Genomic DNA, 21,845 nt, shown 5'->3' on the forward strand with positions numbered 1-21,845 from the left:
GGGCACAATTGGCTTTGGCGTCTGACGAAGCGCAACGGATGGGGAGGCAGGAACGACGGTGGCGGAACGGAGCACGGCTGCCGTCGACGTGGCAGACAACAGCGGCGACGAGCCGCTGACCGCGCAGGCGGGACAGTCCACGGCCGACGGGGTGGCCCAGACCCGGGAGCGGGACACGGCGGACGACGGAACAGCCAACACGAACGAATCCACCAGCCCGCCCGGGGTGACAACTCCCCCGGAACTGCACAGCGGTCACAAACTCGCCAGACGCTATCGCCTCGAAGAGTGCGTCACCCGTCTGGACGGTTTCAGCAGTTGGCGTGCGGTCGACGAGAAACTGCGCCGGGCCGTGGGTGTGCACCTGCTGCCCGCCGACCATCCCCGGGCCCGCTCGGTGCTCGCCGCGGCCCGTTCCGCGGCGCTGCTCGGTGACCCCCGCTTCGTGCAGGTCCTGGACGCGGTCGAGGAGAACGACCTCGTCTACGTCGTGCACGAGTGGCTGCCCGACGCCACGGAACTGACCGCGCTGCTCGCGGCAGGCCCCCTCGAGGCGCACGACGCCTACCAACTCGTCAGCCAGGTCACCCAGGCGATGGCCGCAGCGCACCGCGAGGGCCTCGCACATCTGCGGCTGACCCCGAGCGCCGTGCTGCGCACCTCCTCGGGCCAGTACCGCATCCGCGGCCTCGCCGTGAACGCCGCGCTGCGCGGCATCAGCACCGAGACCCCGCAGCGCGCGGACACCGAAGCCATCGGCGCCCTGCTGTACGCCGCGCTGACCCAGCGCTGGCCCTACGACAGCGACGCCTACGGCCTGTCCGGCCTGCCCAAGGGCGTCGGCCTGCTCCCGCCGGACCAGGTCCGCGCAGGGGTGCACCGCGGCCTGTCCGAGCTCGCCATGCGCGCCCTCGCCAACGACGGCGCGACGGCGTCCCGCCAGGAGCCCGCGTGCCCGACGCCGGACGACCTGGTGAAGGCCATCGCCGAGCTGCCCCGCATCCGGCCCCCGGAGCCGGCCTTCACGGCCCCTCCGGAGTACCAGCGCACGACGTACCAGCAGGGCAACTACGGCCGGGGCGCCCCGCCTCCCGGCACCACGCAGGTCGTCCCGGCCCCGCCGCCCCCGCTGCAGAGCCGCACCGGCAAGGCCCTCAAGTGGGCCGTCTCCGCGCTGCTCATCGCCGCGCTTGGCCTGGGCAGTTGGCAGCTCGCGGACGCGCTGATGGACCAGAACAAGAACGGCGACTCCAACACGACGAAGACGACGGACGGCGACGACAAGAAGCAGCCGAAGCCGCCCAAGCCGATCGCGATCCAGAACGCACAGGAGTCACCGCTCGGCGGCAAGCTGCAGGACCCCGAGAACGTCTCGAAGACGTGGGACGGCGACACCTCCACGCTCTGGCGCACCAAGTCGTACGTCGACGGCCCGCGGCTGGCCCCGTACCGCGCGGGTGTCGCCATCGTCTACGACCTCGGCTCCGAGAAGAACGTCACGACTGCCTCGCTCGGCCTCAAGTACCCGGGCTCCGAAACGAAGGCGACGCTGTACGCGGCCGACTCCATGTCGCCGAGCGGACCGGTCAGCTCGATGAAGAAGATCGGTGACGGCACGACCGCGGGCACAACCCTGAAGATCAAGGCCGACAAGCCGGTCAAGACGCAGTACGTGCTTGTCTGGATGACGGACGTGCCGAAGTCCGGCGCGGACGGCTACTACAGCGCGGGCTACAAGCAGGGCATCACGGACGTGAAGTTCAAGGGCTGACCGGGCCGGCGCACGCTGAGGGGCGAGGGGAGGGGTTCCACGTTGGACAGCACCGAGCTCGGTGAGCTCACCGACCAGGATCTCCTCGCGCGCCACGTCGACGGCGACAAGGACGCTTTCGGTGAGATCGTCCGCCGCCACCGCGACCGGCTGTGGGCCGTGGCCCTGCGCACCCTGGGCGACCGCGAGGAGGCCGCGGACGCCGTCCAGGACGCCCTCGTCTCCGCCTACCGCGCCGCGCACACCTTCCGCGGCCAGTCCGCCGTGACGACCTGGCTGCACCGCATCACCGTGAACGCCTGCCTCGACCGGGCGCGCAAGGCGGCATCCCGGAAGACCTCTCCCGTCGACGACGCCGAGCGCCTGGACCAGCTCCTCGAACCGCACGAGTCGGCCGCGGCGCCCGTAGAGCGCGGCGATCTGCACCGGGAGCTCCTGGAGGCACTCGGCACCCTGCCGCCCGATCAGCGTGCCTGCCTCGTGCTGGTGGACATGCAGGGCTATCCCGTGGCCGAGGCGGCCCGGGTGCTCGACGTCCCGACCGGCACGGTGAAGAGCCGCTGCGCGCGCGGCAGAGCCCGGCTGCTGCCTCTCCTCACGCATCTACGGACCGAAGCACCGTCCCGACGTGAGGACGACACGGGCGGCGGCAAGGACGCTCCCAGAAAGAACGCCCCGGGACGGAACCGGACCGAGGGGACAACCGTCCCACCGGCAGCGGAACCTCAGGAAGCGGGGCCTCCTTCGGAAGCGGGACCCGGTGACTCAGCGGCAGTGAAGGGCGGAGGTGGGCGAGCGTGACCACGACGACAGACTCAGCTGGGCACCCGGACGTCGCCGAGATCTCCGACCTCACCGAAGGCCTGCTCTCCCCGTCGCGCACCTTGGACGTGCGTCAGCACCTGGACGACTGTCCGCTCTGCGCCGACGTCTACGCGTCCCTCGAAGAGATCCGCGGCATGCTCGGCTCGCTTCCCGGGCCACCCCGCATGCCCACCGACGTCGCAGAGCGCATCGACGCGGCCCTGGCGGCGGAGGCACTGCTCGACGCGACGGCCGCGGCGACTGTCGCCGAAGTCGAGGGGGCGGGTCTCGACGGCTCCGACCACGAGAGCGATGCCGCCACCGCCGCCGGTCGTGAAACCGCCGCCGAACCCGTCGCGCATGTTTCACGTGAAACATCGCTCCCGGACACACCCAAGCCGACCGCCGGATCCGGCACCGGCGCCCTGCCGACTTCGACCTCGATCAGTTCCTCAGCCCATGGCCCCGGCGGACACCCGCGTGCGGCCACCGGCCCGGGTCGCGGCGGACGCCTGCGGGGCCGCCGACGCCGTACGACGATGCTCGGAGCCGTCTTCACCGCTGCCGCCCTCGGCCTGGGGGCCCTGCTGATCCAGCCGTGGAGCGATGACTCGACGGAGTCGCCCACCGCCTCCTCGACGGGCAAGGACACCTTCTCGAAGAGCAAGCTCGAAGCTCAGGTCTCCGACCTCCTCTCCGAGGAGCAGAAGATCTCAGGCACGGACACGGGGGGCAAGAAGCCCTCCTTCGACACCCGGTCCAGCCCCGATGGAACCCCGCAGAAGGGCTCCACAATGCGCGAGGAATACGTCGAGGTGCCCGCCTGCATCGAGAAGGGCCTCGGCGGACGTACGCCGCTGGCCGCCAGCAAGGGCACGTACGAGGGAACGAACGCCTACCTCGTCGTCGTGCCGCACGACACCGACGGAGCGAAGGTCTCCGCCTTCGTCGTGGACGCCGCCTGCGTGAGCGCGTCCGCGTCGGCCGACGCCACGGGCAAGGTCCTGCTCACGGAGTCCTACGCCCGCCCCTGAGGCCGTACACGCCCCCTCCTGACCCACTTGCCGGCCGCGGCGCCGGGCTCCCTTGCCGTGCCTCGGCACGCGCTCCTTCCGTGTGCTCGGACACGTGGGGAATGCTCGCCCCGTAGGATCCGTTGGGTGGGGTGAGAGTCCTGAGACAGGCCCCCGGCAGTACGCAGTAGTCCCCAGAGACGAGGAATCAAGCCGTGACCGACGTCCGTAACGTGATCATCATCGGCTCCGGGCCCGCCGGCTACACGGCGGCGCTCTACACCGCGCGCGCCTCTCTGAAGCCCCTGGTGTTCGAAGGTGCCGTCACCGCGGGCGGTGCGCTGATGAACACCACCGATGTGGAGAACTTCCCGGGCTTCCGGGACGGCATCATGGGCCCCGACCTCATGGACAACATGCGGGCCCAGGCCGAGCGCTTCGGTGCCGAGCTCGTCCCTGACGACGTGGTCGCCGTCGACCTGTCGGGTGAGATCAAGACGGTCACGGACACCGCGGGCACGGTCCACCGCGCGAAGAGCGTCATCGTCACGACCGGCTCACAGCACCGCAAGCTGGGCCTGCCCCGGGAGGATGCCCTCTCCGGACGTGGTGTCTCCTGGTGCGCGACCTGCGACGGGTTCTTCTTCAAGGACCAGGACATCGCGGTGATCGGCGGCGGCGACACGGCGATGGAGGAGGCCACCTTCCTCTCCCGGTTCGCCAAGTCCGTCACCGTGGTCCACCGCCGCGACACCCTCCGTGCCTCCAAGGCCATGCAGGAGCGCGCCTTCGCCGACCCGAAGATCAAGTTCATCTGGGACAGCGAGATCGCCGAGATCCACGGCGACCAGAAGCTCTCCGGCCTCACCCTGCGCAACCTCAAGACGGGCGAGACCTCGGAGCTGCCGGTGACCGGCCTGTTCATCGCGATCGGCCACGACCCGCGCACCGAGCTCTTCAAGGGCCAGCTGGACCTGGACGACGAGGGCTACCTGAAGGTCGACGCGCCGTCGACCCGGACGAACCTCTCCGGCGTCTTCGGTGCCGGTGACGTCGTCGACCACACGTACCGCCAGGCGATCACGGCAGCGGGCACCGGCTGCTCCGCTGCTCTCGACGCCGAGCGCTTCCTCGCCGCCGCTGTGGACAGCGAGAACGCTGCCGCCGCGACTGTCTGACCCAACTCACCCCGCCTGCCCCACCGCAGCACCAAGTTAGGAGCCCCCCGTGGCCGGAACCCTGAAGCATGTCACTGACGCCTCCTTCGAGGAGGACGTGCTCAAGAGCAGCAAGCCCGTACTGGTCGACTTCTGGGCCGAGTGGTGCGGCCCGTGCCGCCAGATCGCGCCGTCCCTCGAGGCGATTGCCGCCGAGCACGGCGACAAGATCGAGATCGTCAAGCTCAACATCGACCAGAACCCCGCGACGGCCGCCAAGTACGGCGTCATGTCGATCCCGACCCTGAACGTCTACCAGGGTGGCGAGGTCGCCAAGACCATCGTCGGTGCCAAGCCGAAGGCCGCCCTCGTGCGCGACCTCGAAGACTTCATCGCCGAGTAGTCGACGCCTACCGCGATGGCGGCAGGCGATGTTTCACGTGAAACACGAATGGGCCAACCCCGCGGGGTTGGCCCATTCGTGTTGCTACAGCGGCCGCAGCACCGGCTCCTTCTGGACCGCTCCGAGGAGGCGGTCGATGGCCAGCTCGACGTCTTCCTTCCACGACAGCGTCGTCCGCAGCTCAAGACGCAGCCGGGGATAGGAGGGGTGCGGGCGGACCGTCTTGAAGCCCACCGCCAGCAGATGGTCCGCAGGGAGCACACAGGCCGGCTTCTCCCAGCGTGCGTCACCGAATGCCTCGATGGCCTTGAACCCCCGGCGCAGCAGATCCTTCGCGACGGTCTGCACGATCACACGACCGAGCCCCTGCCCCTGATAGCCCGGCATGATCCAGGCGGTCATCAGTTGCACGGCGTCCGGCGAGACAGGGCTCGTGGGGAAGGCCGTGGAGCGCGGCACATACGCGGGCGGTGCGTAGAGCACGAAGCCCACGGGCACGTCGTCGACGTAGACCACTCGGCCGCAGGACCCCCACTCCAGCAGGACGGCGGAGATCCACGCCTCCTTCTCCAGCTCCGGCGTACCGGCCTTTACCGCGGCCTGGCCGCTGACCGGGTCCAGCTCCCAGAAGACACACGTGCGACAACGCTTGGGAAGGTCCGGAAGGTTGTCCAGCGTGAGCGGTACGAGCCGTCGCCCCATGAAGGCGGTTCCTCACTTCCTTCGCTCGCGGCGCCACGAGCGGCTGTCAGTGCGCTCCGTTCCCGGAGCAGGCTGCCGACGAAACCACCGACCGCTCCGAGCCCGAGCCCGGCGGTCATCAGTCCTGTGCGGCTCACCGATCGCATGGCCCCTGCCTCCCCTAAGAGGTGCCGTCAGGTGGATGCGCCGTACCCGATCGCATCGTATCCACGATGCGATTGCGCCGAAACCGTAAGAAAGGAAAGAGCAGGCCGTGTTCCGGCACACACCGGACACGACCTGCTCCCACAGGGTTCAGGGCACTTCGCCCTACGGCCTCGAGTGCCTCAGTCCCGCTCGTCCTCCGAGGCCTTCTCGGCCTCAGCCTCGGCCTCGGCGAGCCCGTTCCTCAGCACCGGGCCCTCCTCCGGGGCCAGCGTGGCGAGGATGCGCTCCAGGTCCTCCAGAGAGGCGAAGTCGACGACGATCTTGCCCTTCTTCTGACCCAGGTCGACGCGCACCCGGGTGTCGAACCGGTCGGAGAGGCGCGTGGCCAGACCGGTCAGGGCGGGGGAGACGATCGTGCCGGCGCGGGGCCCCTTCGCCTTCGGCTTGCTCTGCGGCCGCGACCCCATCAGGGTCACGATCTCCTCCACGGCACGCACCGAGAGCCCCTCGGCCACAATGCGGTGGGCAAGCCTGTCCTGCTCCTCCGGATCCTCCACGGCAAGGAGTGCCCGGGCGTGGCCCGCGGAGAGAACACCGGCGGCGACCCGGCGCTGCACCGTCGCCGACAGCTTGAGGAGCCGCAGCGTGTTGGAGACCTGCGGACGCGAACGCCCGATGCGGTCGGCCAACTGGTCGTGCGTGCAGTTGAAGTCCTTGAGCAGCTGGTCGTAGGCCGCGGCCTCTTCCAGCGGGTTCAGCTGGGCGCGGTGCAGGTTCTCCAGGAGTGCGTCCAGGAGGAGCTTGTCGTCCTCCGTCGCCCGGACGATCGCAGGGATGCGCTCCAGACCCGCCTCACGACAGGCCCGCCAGCGCCGCTCGCCCATGATGAGCTCATAGCGCGCGGGCCCCAACTGCCGTACGACGACGGGCTGGAGGAGGCCGACCTCCTTGATGGAGGTCACCAGCTCGGCGAGGGCGTCCTCGTCGAACACCTCACGCGGCTGCCGCGGGTTGGGCTTGATGGAGTCGAGGGGAAGCTCCGCGAAGTGCGCTCCAGCCGGGCGCAGCGGCTCCTCGGCCACAGTTCCGTTCATGGGCTCGTCCGTTTCCTGGGAAACGGGGTGCTGGGGAAGCGAGGCCACCTTCGCGGCCGCCACACCTCGCTCAGCGGTGAGCACCGGCACGGCCGAGGGCGAGGTGGAACCCCCACCCGCGGCCGGGGCCGCCGACTTCTCCGTAGGAGCCGCAGGGATCAGAGCGCCGAGGCCACGGCCCAGCCCTCTCCGTCGCTCGCTCACTGCATCCCCTCCGTCATGTTCTGCTGTTCGTTCTGGTTGCCCGCGTGGGCATGCTGCACGTCGTAGCGCACGCCGACTCCGCGCAGGGCGATCTCGCGTGCCGCCTCGAAGTACGACAGGGCACCGCTGGAGCCCGGATCATAGGTCAGCACGGTCTGGCCGTAGCTGGGTGCCTCGGAGATACGCACGGAGCGCGGGATGCTCGTGCGCAGCACCTCGTCACCGAAGTGATTGCGCACCTCGTCCGCCACCTGCGACGCCAGTCGGGTCCGCCCGTCGTACATGGTGAGCAGGATGGTCGACACATGAAGGAGCGGGTTGAGGTGGCCGCGCACCAGGTCGACGTTGCGCAGGAGCTGGCCCAGACCCTCCAGTGCGTAGTACTCGCACTGGATCGGGATGAGAACCTCCGCGCCGGCCACCAGAGCGTTGACCGTCAACAGCCCCAGTGACGGCGGGCAGTCGATGAGGATGTAGTCCAACGGCTGCTCGTAGGCCTGGATCGCCCGCTGCAGTCGGCTTTCCCGTGCCACCAGGGACACCAGCTCGATCTCCGCACCCGCGAGATCGATGGTCGCCGGGGCGCAGAAGAGACCCTCGACGTCGGGGACGGGCTGGACGATTTCGGAGAGAGGCTTGCTCTCGACCAACACGTCGTAGATGGAGGGGACTTCGGCGTGGTGGTCGACACCGAGAGCCGTGGACGCGTTGCCCTGCGGATCGAGGTCGATCACCAGAACGCGCGCGCCGTGCAGCGCGAGCGAAGCGGCAAGGTTGACGGTTGTCGTCGTCTTGCCTACCCCGCCCTTCTGGTTGGCGACCACCATGACTCGGGTCTGATCCGGTCGCGGCAGGCCCTCACCTGCACGGCCCAGGGCTTCCACCGCCAGCTGGGCGGCACGACCAATGGGGGTGTCGTCCATCGGGCTCGGTGTTTCACGTGAAACATCCTCCCCCGCCGACTCGGTACGGGGACCGGGGACCGGATCGGTCATCGGTCCCGCGATGTTGGCGTCGGACCGCAAGGATTCACTCTCCTCGACTTCAGGCTCGCAATGAACAGAGCCTCCCATGCTTTCGGGGTCGTGAACCAGCGAGGCCCGGTCTTCTGTGGACGAATCCCCCTCTGTGGACAACTCCGTGCCCTTGTCGAGGGAACCAAGCGGCCGACGTTCGCGGGGTTCCGCAGCGCGGCCGCGGCTGATGATGCCATGCAGCAGTGAGCGACGTTTCACGTGAAACACGATGCACGGCGACCGGGGTGCCGCTGGCGCGACACCCCGGTATGCGTACGTTTGACAGCTTTTGTGGAGTACGGCTCGTCGTCAGGACGGATCAGCGACGACCTCACGGAGCCGACCTCGTCACCCCTCAGCGACGGCGTCGCGTCCGCCCCACCCGTGCGGCCTTGGCCCGCTTGGCCGCGAAGCGCACACCGCCGGGGCTCTCCCCGACCTCGACCCGCACCACGGTGGACAGCGGATCCACCACGCCCTCGCCCACCTGCACGACGGAGACGGACTCAGCGCCGAGCTTACTGAGGGCGGCGCCCGCCGCCTTGACCTCTTCCTCGGCGGTGTCGCCCTTGAGGGCCAGCATCTCGCCGTAGGGGCGCAGCAGCGGCACGCCCCAGCCCGCGAGCCGGTCCAGCGGGGCCACGGCCCGTGCCGTCACCACATGGACGGGCGGCAGCTTGCCGAGGACTTCCTCGGCGCGGCCCCGGACGACCGTCACATGGTCGAGCCCGAGCAGCTCGACGACCTCGGTCAGGAAGTTCGTGCGCCGCAGCAGCGGTTCGAGCAGCGTGATCTTCAGGTCTTCCCGGACCAGGGCGAGCGGGATGCCGGGCAGCCCGGCGCCGGAGCCCACATCGCACACCGTCACGCCCTCGGGGACCACTTCGGACAGCACCGCGCAGTTCAGCAGGTGCCGCTCCCACAGCCGGGGCACCTCGCGAGGGCCGATCAGGCCGCGCTGCACTCCCGTCTCGGCCAGCAGCTCCGCATAGCGAACCGCGTCCTGGAACCGCTCACCGAAAACTGTCCGTGCCTGCTCCGGCGCCGGGGGGAGCTCCGCTGCCTCCGTCACGGGGACCGTCCTTCCGTACCGCACTGGGTTCGCTGACTATCAGGCTGACAAAGACCGGCCCCGTCTGCGGACAGACGGGGCCGGGGGAAACGCGTGTGATCAGGCGGGGAGGACCACGACGAAGCGCTGGGGCTCCTCGCCCTCGGACTCGCTGCGCAGGCCGGCGGCCTTGACCGCATCATGCACGACCTTGCGCTCGAAGGGCGTCATCGGCTTGAGCTTCACCGGCTCGCCGGAGCTCTTCGCGTCGGCCGCGGCGTTGGCGCCGAGCTCGGACAGCTCCTCACGCTTCTTCGCGCGGTAGCCCGCGATGTCCAGCATGAGGCGGCTGCGGTCACCAGTCTCACGGTGTACCGCGAGGCGGGTCAGCTCCTGGAGTGCCTCCAGGACCTCGCCGTCGCGGCCGACCAGCTTCTGCAGATCGCGGCTTCCGGCGTCGCTGATGATCGACACGGCGGCGCGGTCGGCCTCGACGTCCATGTCGATGTCACCGTCGAGGTCGGCGATGTCCAGCAGACCCTCGAGGTAGTCCGCCGCGATCTCCCCCTCCTGCTCAAGGCGGGTCATGGTGTCGCCTGCCTCAGCAGCGGCGGAGGTGGTGGTGCCTTCCGTCACGGGATGGACTCCTTCTACTTCTTGGACGGGTGCTTGGGCCGCTGCTGGCCCTTGCGCTGCCCGGACTTGGCTTTGCTGCGGGTGCCCTGGCCGGGCTGCTGACCACCGGAGGCTCCGGGCTTGCCCTTGGTCCCCGCGTCCTTGGCCGCGGCGTCCTTGGGCTCACCGGACTTGTCCGTGTCCTTGGCGGAACCGTCGTCGGACTTGGTCAGCGAAGGCTTGGCACCGGGCTCCGCGTCCGCCTTCGCGGCTCCGGCGGTCGGTGCGGCCTGGCGCTTGGCCTTGCTCTGGCGCTTGGGCTGCTGCCGCTTGGGCGCGCCACCGGCGGCCGGGGTGCCGTCCTCGGTGGTGGTGACGGTGTCGCTGACCATCACGGTGCCGTCCGCCTGGGCTGCGAGACCCGCCTTGTTCAGGCCGTTGATGAACTTGCGCTCGTACTCGTTGCGGTCGCGGCCCTTGGCGACGATGGCCTTGATGGCGCGGGACTGGCCACGGCTGCGAGTCTTCTTGGCCTCGGTGACGTGCTTCTGCAGGCGCTCCAGGTAGGCCGCCTGGGCCTTGGAGCCCGGGGTCGGGTTCTGGCGGATCACGTACATCTGCTGACCCATGGTCCACACGTTGGTGGTCAGCCAGTAGACGAGGACACCGACCGGGAAGTTGATGCCGAAGACGGCGAACATGATGGGGAAGACGTACATCAGCATCTTCTGCTGCTGCATGAACGGCGTCTTCACCGTCGTGTCCACGTTCTTCGTCATCAGCTGGCGCTGGGTGAAGAACTGCGACGCCGACATCAGGATGATCATGAGCGCGGTCACGACGCGCACGTCGGTCAGCGAGGCGCCGAGGGAGGCGACCTTGTCGGCGCTGTCCGTGAACTTCACCGCGAGCGGGGCACCGAAGATGTGGGCGTCACGAGCGCTGTCGAGCAGCTGCTGGTCGATGACGCCGACCTTCTTGTTCGACGCGATGCCGTTGAGCACGTGGTACAGCGCGAAGAAGAACGGGGACTGCGCCAGGATGGGAAGGCACGAGGAGAGCGGGTTGGTGCCCGACTCCTTGTACAGCTTCATCATCTCTTCGGACTGACGCTGCTTGTCGCTCTTGTAGCGTTCCTGGATCTTCTTCATCTCGGGCTGCAGCGTCTGCATGGCCCGGGTCGCCTTGATCTGCTTCACGAAGAGCGGGATCAGGCAGATGCGGATCAGGATCACCAGAGACACGATCGACAGGCCCCAGGCCCAGCCCGTATCAGGGCCGAAGATCGCACCGTACAGCTTGTGGAACTGCACGATGACCCAGGAGACGGGTGTCGTGATGAAGCTGAAGAAACCGGCAATCGTGTCCACTAATCAAGCTCCTTGAGCATGGGACGGGGTCTCGGCGGCCGGGCTCGTGGGAGCCGGGGGAAGGTCTCCGGACGGCACGCCAGCGGCGGAGGGCCCGCCCTTGCGTTCGCGCCAGGCGGCGCGCAGCATCTCGTGCCACCGCGGGCGCTTGCGCGGCGGTACATGATCGACACCGCCGAGCGACCACGGATTGCACCGCAGGATGCGCCAGGCGGTGAGCGCTGTGCCCTTGATCGCGCCGTGCCGATCGATGGACAGATAGCCGTAGTGGGAGCACGACGGGTAGTACTTGCAGACTGGGCCGAGGAGCGGACTGATCGTCCACTGGTACAGCTTGATCAGCGCCAGCAGCGGGTACTTCATCGCGCGCCCCCTCCCAGCAGCCGCTCAAGGGCGGCATCCAGGTCTCGGGCCAGCTGTGCATGGTCGGCGTCGCCCGCACCGGGCAACGCTCGTACGACTACCAGGCTACCGGGGGGCAACGAGGCCAGTCGGTCGCGCATGAGGTGGCGGAGTCTGCGCTTGACCGCGGTGCGGACCACGGCTCCACCCACGGCCTTGCTGACGACGAAACCCGCACGTGTCGGGGGAAGGCTCTCCCCCGACACGTGCGGGTCCGTTGCACCGCTGCGTAGATGGACGACGAGAAGCGGGCGTCCGGCCCGACGACCCCGTCGTACCGCGGTCGCGAAGTCTTCGCGCCGCCTCAGCCGATGCTCGGTAGGCAGCACGACGTCATGACCTAATGCGCTTAGGCGGACAGGCGGGCGCGACCCTTGCTGCGGCGGGACGCCAGGACGGCGCGGCCGGCACGGGTGCGCATCCGCAGCCGGAAGCCGTGGGTCTTCGCGCGACGACGGTTGTTCGGCTGGAAGGTGCGCTTGCTCACTCGGGGGCTCCAGAAATGATGTGTGTGGTGGCGGGACATCGCCTGGCTGTCACCGTGCGCCCACGAGAAGCTCGCATACGCACCGAGTGCACCGCTTCACAATCACAGATCGTGATCTTTGCCCATCGGAGGCAGGCGGCAGCAGCCATCGACAACTCGACCTGGTTACGGTACGCGGGGCTACGCCATCCGGTCAAACCAGCCGTCATGGAGAGACACTGTGCACAGCCTGTGGACAACAACTTGAACCGCACCCGTCGCCCTGACTACCGTGGCTGAACTCCGTTTCATTCCCTTCCCCCCGCCCCTGTCGACTTCCGTCCCTACCCGTCCCAAGAACCACACCTTCGTGGGACCTGTGAGAGAGCGTGCCCTGTGGCTGACGTACCTGCCGATCTTGCCGCAGTGTGGCCACGGGTTCTGGAACAACTTCTCGGAGAAGGGCGGGGGCAGGGGGTCGAGGCGAAGGACGAGCACTGGATCAAACGGTGCCAGCCGCTGGCCCTCGTCGCCGACACCGCTCTCCTCGCGGTGCCGAACGAGTTCGCCAAGGGCGTCCTGGAGGGCCGTCTCGCGCCTGTCGTCAGCGAGACCCTGAGCCGCGAGTGCGGCCGCCCGATCCGCATCGCCATCACGGTCGACGACTCCGTGGGCGAGCCGACCCCACCGGCGCCCCCGGTCCAGCAGCAGCCCCGGCAGCAGCCGCGGTACGACGAGCAGCCGTCCCGGTACGAGGACCAGTCCTCCCGGTACGAGGAGCGCCCGCCGCGGTACGAGGACCAGGAGCCCAACCCTTCCGGTCAGGGGCATGACACCTATGACGGCTACGGCCGCCGCCCCGCCGACGATCACGGCGGCCGCCCCGACCAGCTGCCGACGGCCCGCCCCGCCTACCCGGACTACCAGCGCCCCGGCGCCTGGCCGCAGCAGCCCCAGGACGACTACGGCTGGCAGCAGCCCCGCCTCGGCTACCCCGACCGCGACCCGTACGCGAACCCGCCGCAGCAGCCCCAGCACGACTACCGCCCGCAGCCGCAGGACCGCCACGACCAGCACGACCGCCGGGAGCGGCACGGCATGCCCGAGCCGTCCGGCGGCGCGGGCTCCGGCGAGCACGGCGGCACCGGGCGGCACGGGGGACAGGGCGGGCACGGCGGTCCCGTGGGCCCCGTGGGCCGCGGTGGCACCCCGCTGCCCGCGTCGAGCGGCGCCCCGGGGCCGCTGGCCGCGCAGCCCGCGCCGGCGACGGGCCCCGGTGAGCCCACGGCGCGCCTGAACCCGAAGTACCTCTTCGACACCTTCGTCATCGGCGCCTCGAACCGGTTCGCACACGCGGCCGCGGTCGCGGTGGCCGAGGCGCCCGCCAAGGCGTACAACCCGCTGTTCATCTACGGGGAGTCCGGGCTCGGCAAAACGCATCTGCTGCACGCCATCGGGCACTACGCCCGCAGCCTGTACCCCGGCACGCGCGTGCGCTATGTGAGCTCCGAGGAGTTCACCAACGAGTTCATCAACTCCATCCGCGACGGCAAGGGCGACAGCTTTCGCAAGCGGTACCGCGAGATGGACATCCTGCTGGTCGACGACATCCAGTTCCTCGCGGACAAGGAGTCGACGCAGGAGGAGTTCTTCCACACCTTCAACACGCTCCACAACGCGAACAAGCAGATCGTGCTGTCCAGCGACCGGCCGCCCAAGCAGCTGGTGACCCTGGAGGACCGGCTGCGCAACCGCTTCGAGTGGGGCCTGATCACCGACGTCCAGCCGCCGGAGCTGGAGACGCGTATCGCCATTCTTCGTAAGAAGGCGGTGCAGGAGCAGCTCAACGCCCCGCCGGAGGTCCTGGAGTTCATCGCGTCCCGCATCTCGCGCAACATCCGCGAGTTGGAGGGCGCGCTGATCCGGGTCACGGCGTTCGCGTCGCTCAACCGGCAGCCGGTGGACCTCGGCCTCACGGAGATCGTCCTCAAGGACCTGATCCCCGGCGGCGAGGACGCGGCTCCGGAGATCACGGCGACGGCCATCATGGCGGCGACCGCGGACTACTTCGGCCTCACGGTGGACGACCTGTGCGGATCCTCGCGCAGCCGGGTCCTGGTGACGGCACGCCAGATCGCCATGTACCTCTGCCGGGAGCTGACCGATCTGTCGCTGCCCAAGATCGGCGCGCAGTTCGGCGGCCGCGACCACACGACCGTGATGCACGCCGACCGCAAGATCCGCGCGCTGATGGCCGAGCGCCGCTCCATCTACAACCAGGTCACCGAGCTGACCAACCGCATCAAGAACGGCTGACCGCCAGGTCCGCACGCAGCCTCACGCGGCCTCAGGGCGCTCCGGAGCACGTCCCGGAGCGCCCTTTGCGTTGCCTACACGCCCGCCCAGAGCCGTCCACACACGGGCAAAAAGCCTTCCACGCGCGCGTGCTCACCCGCCTACCCACAGCTGTGCACAACGCAGAGCGGCTCCCGGCCGCGACCTTCCCGACACCTGCCGTTCGAATACCGCTCGCGACGAGGACGTTCTCCACAGATCTGTGGCCTTTGCGCCTTCCACACCCTGGGGACTGGAGAGTTGTCCAGATCGTGTCCACAGGGGACCCTGCTGAATGACCATCAGGCCAGGTCAGGCGGTTGTGGATTCGTGGACGAAGACTCTCCACAGACTGTGGATGAAGATCGTGTCCACAGGGGCGCTCCGAAGTTGTCCACCGGCGGCCCACAGGCTCGCCCCGGTTGTCCCCAACTTTTCCCGGCTTCCCCACAGGGCTGTCCACTGTTCGGCAACGCGACGCGCCCTCTCACCGGGACGAGTGAAAGGCGTCACACAAAGGTGCCGGGTTGGCCTGTGGGGAAGCTGGGTAAAGCTGGGGACAGGGCTGGGGAGAAGTACCCGCCTCCTGTGCATCGGGTGTGCAGAACTTTCGCCCGTCCACAGATTCACCGGGTTGTCCACCGCTGCCGCCCACAGGGCCCGTGGACAAAAAACGGGCGCTGACCTGCGCATTCACGGTTATCCACGGTTTCCACAGGCCCTACTACTACTGCCCCCTAGAGTCACCTGGGAATCCGTTTCGAAGTTGGGGCTGTGCACAACTCGCGGCTCGGCCCTCGGCGACCTCTCGGCACGACTTGACCCCGACGGGCACCAGCTGTCAGTGCGGTGCGTCAGACTGGTCCCCAGTGCCAGCAACAGCAGGAGGGCGGCTAAGTGAAGATCCGGGTGGAACGCGACGTACTCGCGGAGGCGGTGGCGTGGGCGGCACGCAGCCTCCCGGCTCGGCCGCCAGCGCCCGTCCTCGCGGGCCTGCTGCTGAAGGCCGAGGAGGGCGCCCTCTCCCTGTCCAGCTTCGACTACGAGGTCTCGGCCCGTGTCTCCGTGGACGCCGAGGTCGACGAGGAGGGCACGGTCCTCGTCTCCGGCCGCCTGCTCGCCGACATCTGCCGCGCCCTGCCCAACCGCCCGGTGGAGATCTCCACAGACGGTGTACGGGCGACGGTGGTCTGCGGCTCCTCGCGCTTCACACTCCACACCCTCCCTGTGGAGGAGTACCCGGCGCTGCCGCAGATGCCCACAGCGACCGGCACGGTCCCCGGTGAGGTCTTCGCCGCCGCCGCGAACCAGGTGGCGATCGCCGCAGGCCGCGACGACACCCTCCCGGTGCTCACGGGTGTGCGCATCGAGATCGAGGGCGACAAGGTCACCCTGGCGTCCACCGACCGCTACCGCTTCGCGGTCCGCGAGTTCCTGTGGAAGCCGGAGGACCCGGAGGCGTCCGCGGTCGCCCTGGTGCCCGCCAAGACGCTCCAGGACACCGCCAAGGCCCTCACGAGCGGCGACACGGTCACCCTGGCGCTCTCCGGCTCCGGCGCGGGCGAGGGCCTGATCGGCTTCGAGGGCGCGGGCCGCCGCACGACCACGCGCCTGCTCGAGGGCGACCTGCCGAAGTACCGCACGCTGTTCCCGACGGAGTTCAACTCGGTCGCCGTGATCGAGACGCCCCCCTTCGTGGAGGCCGTCAAGCGCGTGGCCCTCGTCGCCGAGCGCAACACCCCGGTGCGCCTCAGCTTCGAGCAGGGCGTGCTCATCCTGGAGGCCGGCTCCAGCGACGACGCACAGGCTGTGGAAAGGGTCGACGCCCAGCTCGACGGCGACGACATCTCGATCGCGTTCAACCCGACGTTCCTGCTCGACGGCCTGAGCGCGATCGACTCCCCGGTCGCCCAGCTGTCGTTCACGACGTCCACGAAGCCCGCGCTCCTGAGCGGCAAGCCCGCCCTCGACGCCGAGGCCGACGACGCGTACAAGTACCTGATCATGCCCGTACGTCTGAGCGGCTGAGCCCACAGGTGTGTGGCCGCGTCCGGGCGTAGGCTCGGACGCGGGTACGAAAGTGCCGCGGGTACGTATGCCGCTCGACGACGAGCGGCGGCGACGTGCCTCCACGCCACATCGCTAGTTAGGAACGCACTGATGGAGCTCGGTCTCGTCGGTCTCGGCAAGATGGGCGGCAACATGCGCGAGCGCATCCGCCGCGCAGGCCACACCGTCATCGGATTCGACCGCAACCCGGACCTCGCGGATGTCCACAGCCTCGAAGAGCTTGTGGGCAGGCTCGAAGGCCCGCGCGTCGTGTGGGTGATGGTCCCGGCCGGGGCCGCGACGCAGTCCACCATCGACGAGCTCGGCGAGCTCCTGCAGCCCGGCGACGTCGTCGTCGACGGCGGCAACTCGCGCTGGACGGACGACGAGAAGCACGCCGAGGAGCTGGCGGCCAAGGGCATCGGCTTCGTCGACTGCGGCGTCTCCGGCGGCGTCTGGGGCCTCAAGAACGGCTACGCGCTGATGTATGGCGGCGACAAGGAGAATGTCGCCAAGGTGCAGCCGATCTTCGACGCGCTCAAGCCGGAGGGCGACTTCGGCTCGGTGCACGCGGGCAAGGTCGGCGCGGGCCACTTCGCGAAGATGGTCCACAACGGCATCGAGTACGCGATGATGCAGGCCTATGCCGAGGGCTGGGAGCTCCTGGAGGCCGTGGACTCGGTCACCGACGTCCGTGAGGTCTTCCGCTCCTGGCAGGAGGGCACGGTCATCCGTTCCTGGCTGCTCGACCTCGCGGTCAACGCCCTCGACGACGACGAGCACCTGGACAAGCTGCGCGGCTTCGCGCAGGACTCCGGAGAGGGCCGCTGGACGGTGGAGGCGGCGATCGACAACGCCGTGCCGCTGCCCGCGATCACCGCGTCCCTGTTCGCCCGCTTCGCCTCGCGCCAGGACGACTCCCCGCAGATGAAGATGATCGCCGCGCTGCGCAATCAGTTCGGCGGCCACGCGGTCGAGTCCAAGAGCGAGCACTGATCCACAGCCCGTACGGTTCCTTGTCCACAGCCTGTGCGGACCGGTGGGGAACCGACAAGCAAGTGAAGTAGGCCGGGGGAGGTCGGCGCACACCATGCACGTCACGCATCTGTCGCTGGCCGACTTCCGCTCGTACGCCCGGGTCGAGGTCCCGCTCGACCCGGGCGTCACCGCGTTCGTGGGCCCGAACGGCCAGGGCAAGACCAACCTCGTCGAGGCCGTCGGCTACCTCGCCACCCTCGGCAGCCACCGGGTCTCCTCGGACGCCCCCCTGGTCCGCATGGGCGCCGACCGCGCCGTCATCCGGGCCGCCGTCCGGCAGGGCGAGCGCCAGCAGCTCATCGAGCTGGAGCTCAACCCCGGCAAGGCCAACCGTGCCCGCGTCAACCGGTCCTCGCAGGTCAGACCCCGCGACGTACTCGGCATCGTGCGCACCGTCCTGTTCGCGCCCGAGGACCTGGCGCTGATCAAGGGCGACCCCGGGGAGCGGCGGCGGTTCCTCGACGAGCTGATCACCGCGCGCTCCCCGCGCATGGCGGGCGTCCGCTCCGACTACGACCGCGTCCTCAAGCAGCGCAACACCCTGCTGAAGTCGGCGGCCCTGGCGCGCCGCCACGGCGGCCGCTCCATGGACCTGTCCACGCTCGACGTGTGGGACCAGCACCTCGCCCGCGCGGGCGCCGAGCTGCTCGCCCAGCGCCTCGACCTGATCTCCGCGCTCCAGCCGCTGGCCGACAAGGCGTACGAACAGCTCGCGCCCGGCGGCGGCCCCGTGACGCTCGACTACAAACCCTCCTCGCCGGACATCGTCGGCCACGCGCGCGAGGAGCTGTACGAGCAGCTGATCGCCGCCCTCGTGGAGGCCCGCAAGCAGGAGATCGAGCGGGGCGTCACGCTGGTCGGGCCGCACCGCGACGAACTACTGCTCAAACTTGGCCAGCTTCCCGCGAAGGGTTACGCGAGCCACGGCGAGTCCTGGTCGTACGCCCTCGCGCTGCGCCTCGCCTCGTACGACCTGCTCCGGGCCGAGGGCAACGAACCGGTGCTCGTCCTCGACGACGTCTTCGCCGAGCTGGACGCGCGCCGCAGGGAACGGCTCGCGGAGCTGGTGGCGCCCGGCGAGCAGGTCCTGGTGACGGCGGCTGTGGACGACGACGTGCCGGGCGTCCTCACGGGCGTGCGGTACTCCGTGGCCGAGGGCGCGGTGGAGCGCGTATGACCGGTGAGGAGCCGGAACGCGACGCCCCGAAGACGGGCGGGGCCGAGAACGCGCCCGGCGCCCCGGAGACCCCCAAGACCCCCGAGCCCTCCGGCGTGGACCTCGCCCGCGTCGCCCTGCGTGCCGCCAAGGAGCAGGCACGCGCGCGGGGGGACGCGACGCAGCAGAAGAAGCAGGCCCGCCGCGGCGGACTGCGCTCCGGCGCGCGGGCGGACGGACGCGACCCGCTGCCCCTGGGCTCCGCCATCAACCGGCTGATCACCGAGCGCGGCTGGGAGACCCCGGCCGCCGTGGGCGGTGTGATGGGCCGCTGGCCGCAGATCGTCGGCGACGACCTGGCCAAGCACTGCGTGCCGCAGCGGTACGACGAGAACGAGCGGGTCCTGACCGTGCAGTGCGACTCCACGGCCTGGGCGACGAACCTGCGCCTGCTGGCTCCGCAGCTGGTCGCGCGCCTCAACGAGGACCTGGGCCACGGCACCGTACGCATCATCAAGGTGCTCGGTCCCCAGGGCCCCGCGCACCGCTTCGGACCCCTGCGCGCCCCTGGTAGCACGGGTCCCGGCGACACCTACGGATGACGTGATCCGGACCGTAGCTGGTGGTTGACCTCCCGAAGCGCTGAGTGCCGCTGTGAGCCTCTGGGACCCCGGGGCCGCATATGGGGAGTCGGCTGATGCCGGTTCAGGGCGGCACATGCGGACTCAGGTACCGGCAAACCCCCATCACTGTCGGCGCTACCGGTAGACTGGAAGCTAATCCCGCCCCAAGCGTGGGGAGCGACGGGAGAAGCTGAGCAAGAGCTGAACCAGGCTTACCAACGCAACACGCCGCAGCCGCTCCGGCGAGCGCCGGGAGCTTGGCTTGTGCTGTGCCAGAAAGGGCGCTTCGTGGCCGATTCCGGCAACCCCAACGAGAACATCCCGTCCACTGCCGCCGGCGCCGCCGGCGAGGTCCCTCCGGAGACGCAGGCAGCCGCCGCGACCTCCGGAGAGGGTGCCTCGTCGTACGACGCCAGCGCCATCACCGTCCTCGAGGGTCTGGACGCGGTCCGCAAGCGGCCCGGCATGTACATCGGCTCGACCGGTGAGCGTGGTCTGCATCACCTGGTCCAGGAAGTCGTCGACAACTCCGTCGACGAGGCCCTGGCCGGTCACGCCGACACCATCGACGTCACGATCCTCGCCGACGGCGGCGTGCGCGTGATCGACAACGGCCGTGGCATCCCGGTGGGCATCCACCCGGTGGAGAAGAAGCCGGCCGTCGAGGTCGTCCTCACCGTGCTGCACGCGGGCGGCAAGTTCGGCGGCGGCGGGTACGCCGTCTCCGGTGGTCTGCACGGCGTGGGTGTCTCCGTGGTGAACGCGCTCTCCACGAAGCTGTCGGTCGACATCAGGACCGACGGCTACCGCTGGACGCAGGACTACAAGGGCGGTGCCCCCACGGCCCCCCTGGAGCGGCACGAGGCCACCGAGGAGACGGGCACGTCCGTCACCTTCTGGGCCGACGGCGACATCTTCGAGACCACCGAGTACTCCTTCGAGACGCTCGCGCGGCGCTTCCAGGAGATGGCCTTCCTCAACAAGGGCCTGACGATCAAGCTGACCGACGAGCGTGAGTCGGCGAAGGCCACGGCGGGCGCCGACTCCGCCGAGGCCAGCGACGACACCGTCGAAGAGGCCCGCACGGTCACGTACCACTACGAGGGCGGCATCGTCGACTTCGTGACGTACCTCAACTCCCGCAAGGGCGAGGTCGTCCACCCGACCGTCATCGACGTCGAGGCCGAGGACAAGGAGCGCATGCTCTCGGTCGAGATCGCGATGCAGTGGAACTCTCAGTACAGCGAAGGCGTTTACTCCTTTGCCAACACCATCCACACGCACGAGGGCGGTACGCACGAAGAGGGCTTCCGCGCCGCGCTGACCGGCCTCGTCAACCGGTACGCCCGCGACAAGAAGCTGCTCCGCGAGAAGGACGACAACCTCACGGGTGAGGACATCCGCGAGGGTCTGACCGCGATCATCTCGGTGAAGCTCGGCGAGCCGCAGTTCGAGGGCCAGACCAAGACGAAGCTCGGCAACACCGAGGCGAAGACCTTCGTCCAGAAGGTCGTGCACGAGCACCTGACGGACTGGTTCGACCGCAACCCGAACGAGGCCGCGGACATCATCCGCAAGGGCATCCAGGCCGCGACCGCGCGCGTGGCCGCCCGCAAGGCGCGCGACCTCACGCGCCGCAAGGGCCTCCTGGAGACCGCGTCCCTGCCGGGCAAGCTCTCCGACTGCCAGTCGAACGACCCGACGAAGTGCGAGATCTTCATCGTCGAGGGCGACTCCGCCGGTGGCTCCGCCAAGTCCGGCCGGAACCCGCAGTACCAGGCCATCCTGCCGATCCGCGGCAAGATCCTGAACGTCGAGAAGGCCCGCGTCGACAAGATCCTTCAGAACCAGGAGATCCAGGCGCTGATCTCGGCCTTCGGCACCGGAGTCCACGAGGACTTCGACATCGAGAAGCTCCGCTATCACAAGATCATCCTGATGGCGGACGCCGACGTCGACGGCCAGCACATCAACACCCTGCTCCTGACGTTCCTGTTCCGCTTCATGCGGCCGCTCGTCGAGGCCGGGCACGTCTACCTGTCCCGCCCGCCGCTCTACAAGATCAAGTGGTCCCGGGACGACTTCCAGTACGCGTACTCGGACCGCGAGCGCGACGCGCTCATCGAGCTCGGCCGCCAGAACGGCAAGCGCATCCGCGAGGACTCCGTCCAGCGCTTCAAGGGTCTCGGCGAGATGAACGCCGAGGAGCTGCGCATCACGACCATGGACCAGGAGCACCGTGTGCTCGGCCTGGTCACGCTCGACGACGCCGCGCAGGCCGACGACCTGTTCTCGGTCCTCATGGGCGAGGACGTCGAGGCACGCCGCTCGTTCATCCAGCGCAACGCCAAGGACGTCCGCTTCCTCGACATCTGAGCCGGTCAGGCACTCGAAGTCGCCGACTGCCGACTACTGACTGCTGACCGCACC

General features: G+C 69.2%; 20 protein-coding genes. 11 read left to right on the forward strand and 9 right to left on the reverse strand.

Going from position 1 to position 21,845, the window contains the following annotated elements; genetic code table 11:
- Positions 1–58 precede the first annotated feature (58 nt).
- The 5 genes from OO63_RS08280 to trxA all read left to right on the forward strand — a co-directional run bounded on the left by OO63_RS08280 (position 59) and on the right by trxA (position 5,148).
- Positions 59–1,771: a protein kinase family protein gene (locus tag OO63_RS08280; protein ID WP_030357773.1), complete on the forward strand. Its 1,713-nt coding sequence runs from the start codon at positions 59–61 to the stop codon at positions 1,769–1,771.
- 42 nt (positions 1,772–1,813) lie between these two features.
- Complete coding sequence (gene sigM / locus OO63_RS08285; protein WP_030357772.1) at positions 1,814–2,572, forward strand: RNA polymerase sigma factor SigM; 759 nt, start codon at positions 1,814–1,816, stop codon at positions 2,570–2,572.
- Positions 2,569–3,609, forward strand: coding sequence for an anti-sigma factor family protein (locus OO63_RS08290; protein WP_030357771.1), 1,041 nt, complete (start codon positions 2,569–2,571; stop codon positions 3,607–3,609). The genes sigM and OO63_RS08290 overlap by 4 nt, the downstream gene beginning before the upstream one ends.
- 194 nt (positions 3,610–3,803) lie before the next feature.
- Positions 3,804–4,766, forward strand: a complete 963-nt coding sequence (gene trxB / locus OO63_RS08295) for a thioredoxin-disulfide reductase (protein WP_030357770.1) — start codon at positions 3,804–3,806, stop codon at positions 4,764–4,766.
- A 49-nt stretch (positions 4,767–4,815) separates the two neighbouring features.
- Positions 4,816–5,148, forward strand: coding sequence for a thioredoxin (trxA, locus tag OO63_RS08300; protein ID WP_030357769.1), 333 nt, complete (start codon positions 4,816–4,818; stop codon positions 5,146–5,148).
- An 84-nt stretch (positions 5,149–5,232) separates the two neighbouring features.
- On the opposite strand, the gene OO63_RS08305 is transcribed toward trxA, so the two are convergent.
- From OO63_RS08305 to rpmH, 9 genes are all read right to left on the reverse strand, one after another.
- Positions 5,233–5,850 (reverse strand): GNAT family N-acetyltransferase, encoded by a 618-nt coding sequence (locus tag OO63_RS08305; protein ID WP_030357768.1) that lies wholly within the window; start codon positions 5,848–5,850, stop codon positions 5,233–5,235.
- Positions 5,851–6,176: 326 nt separating this feature from the next.
- A complete protein-coding gene (locus OO63_RS08310; protein ID WP_030357767.1) occupies positions 6,177–7,295 on the reverse strand; it encodes a ParB/RepB/Spo0J family partition protein in 1,119 nt (372 codons plus the stop codon).
- Positions 7,292–8,368, reverse strand: coding sequence for a ParA family protein (locus OO63_RS08315; RefSeq protein WP_078619016.1), 1,077 nt, complete (start codon positions 8,366–8,368; stop codon positions 7,292–7,294). Before OO63_RS08315 ends, OO63_RS08310 begins: the two co-directional genes overlap by 4 nt.
- A 298-nt stretch (positions 8,369–8,666) precedes the next feature.
- Entirely contained in the window at positions 8,667–9,383 is a 717-nt protein-coding gene (gene rsmG, locus OO63_RS08320) for a 16S rRNA (guanine(527)-N(7))-methyltransferase RsmG (protein WP_030357765.1), read from the reverse strand.
- Positions 9,384–9,482: 99 nt separating this feature from the next.
- Complete coding sequence (locus OO63_RS08325) at positions 9,483–9,998, reverse strand: Jag family protein (protein WP_030357764.1); 516 nt, start codon at positions 9,996–9,998, stop codon at positions 9,483–9,485.
- A 14-nt stretch (positions 9,999–10,012) separates the two neighbouring features.
- Entirely contained in the window at positions 10,013–11,347 is a 1,335-nt protein-coding gene (yidC, locus tag OO63_RS08330) for a membrane protein insertase YidC (protein ID WP_030357763.1), read from the reverse strand.
- Positions 11,348–11,350: 3 nt separating this feature from the next.
- Positions 11,351–11,710 (reverse strand): membrane protein insertion efficiency factor YidD, encoded by a 360-nt coding sequence (gene yidD, locus OO63_RS08335; protein ID WP_030357762.1) that lies wholly within the window; start codon positions 11,708–11,710, stop codon positions 11,351–11,353.
- Positions 11,707–12,078, reverse strand: coding sequence for a ribonuclease P protein component (rnpA, locus tag OO63_RS43235; RefSeq protein WP_078619017.1), 372 nt, complete (start codon positions 12,076–12,078; stop codon positions 11,707–11,709). Before rnpA ends, yidD begins: the two co-directional genes overlap by 4 nt.
- Positions 12,079–12,098: 20 nt before the next feature.
- Positions 12,099–12,236 (reverse strand): 50S ribosomal protein L34, encoded by a 138-nt coding sequence (rpmH, locus tag OO63_RS08340; RefSeq protein ID WP_016644655.1) that lies wholly within the window; start codon positions 12,234–12,236, stop codon positions 12,099–12,101.
- A gap of 375 nt (positions 12,237–12,611) precedes the next feature.
- Here rpmH and dnaA point away from each other — a divergent pair, with 375 nt between their 5' ends.
- From dnaA to gyrB, 6 genes are all read left to right on the forward strand, one after another.
- Complete coding sequence (dnaA, locus tag OO63_RS08345; protein ID WP_030357761.1) at positions 12,612–14,531, forward strand: chromosomal replication initiator protein DnaA; 1,920 nt, start codon at positions 12,612–12,614, stop codon at positions 14,529–14,531.
- 915 nt (positions 14,532–15,446) lie between these two features.
- Positions 15,447–16,577 carry a DNA polymerase III subunit beta gene (gene dnaN / locus OO63_RS08350; protein ID WP_030357760.1) on the forward strand — a complete coding sequence of 377 codons (1,131 nt, stop codon included), beginning with the start codon at positions 15,447–15,449 and terminating at the stop codon, positions 16,575–16,577.
- 132 nt (positions 16,578–16,709) lie between these two features.
- Positions 16,710–17,594, forward strand: a complete 885-nt coding sequence (gene gnd, locus OO63_RS08355) for a phosphogluconate dehydrogenase (NAD(+)-dependent, decarboxylating) (RefSeq protein WP_030357759.1) — start codon at positions 16,710–16,712, stop codon at positions 17,592–17,594.
- A 94-nt stretch (positions 17,595–17,688) separates the two neighbouring features.
- Complete coding sequence (gene recF, locus OO63_RS08360; protein WP_030357758.1) at positions 17,689–18,813, forward strand: DNA replication/repair protein RecF; 1,125 nt, start codon at positions 17,689–17,691, stop codon at positions 18,811–18,813.
- Entirely contained in the window at positions 18,810–19,394 is a 585-nt protein-coding gene (locus OO63_RS08365) for a DciA family protein (RefSeq protein WP_030357757.1), read from the forward strand. The genes recF and OO63_RS08365 overlap by 4 nt, the downstream gene beginning before the upstream one ends.
- Positions 19,395–19,679: 285 nt before the next feature.
- Positions 19,680–21,791 carry a DNA topoisomerase (ATP-hydrolyzing) subunit B gene (gene gyrB / locus OO63_RS08370; protein WP_030357756.1) on the forward strand — a complete coding sequence of 704 codons (2,112 nt, stop codon included), beginning with the start codon at positions 19,680–19,682 and terminating at the stop codon, positions 21,789–21,791.
- Positions 21,792–21,845: the final 54 nt, after the last annotated feature.

It is taken from the genome of Streptomyces alboflavus, assembly GCF_000716675.1.
Classification (GTDB): domain Bacteria; phylum Actinomycetota; class Actinomycetes; order Streptomycetales; family Streptomycetaceae; genus Streptomyces; species Streptomyces alboflavus.

Bases quoted from the DNA above. Each gene is read 5' to 3' on its own strand.
- OO63_RS08305 (WP_030357768.1), bottom strand. From the start codon at position 5,850: ATGGGGCGACGGCTCGTACCGCTCACGCTGGACAACCTTCCGGACCTT.
- OO63_RS08315 (WP_078619016.1), bottom strand. From the start codon at position 8,368: ATGGGAGGCTCTGTTCATTGCGAGCCTGAAGTCGAGGAGAGTGAATCC.
- yidD (WP_030357762.1), bottom strand. From the start codon at position 11,710: ATGAAGTACCCGCTGCTGGCGCTGATCAAGCTGTACCAGTGGACGATC.
- gnd (WP_030357759.1), top strand. From the start codon at position 16,710: ATGGAGCTCGGTCTCGTCGGTCTCGGCAAGATGGGCGGCAACATGCGC.
- recF (WP_030357758.1), top strand. From the start codon at position 17,689: ATGCACGTCACGCATCTGTCGCTGGCCGACTTCCGCTCGTACGCCCGG.
- OO63_RS08365 (WP_030357757.1), top strand. From the start codon at position 18,810: ATGACCGGTGAGGAGCCGGAACGCGACGCCCCGAAGACGGGCGGGGCC.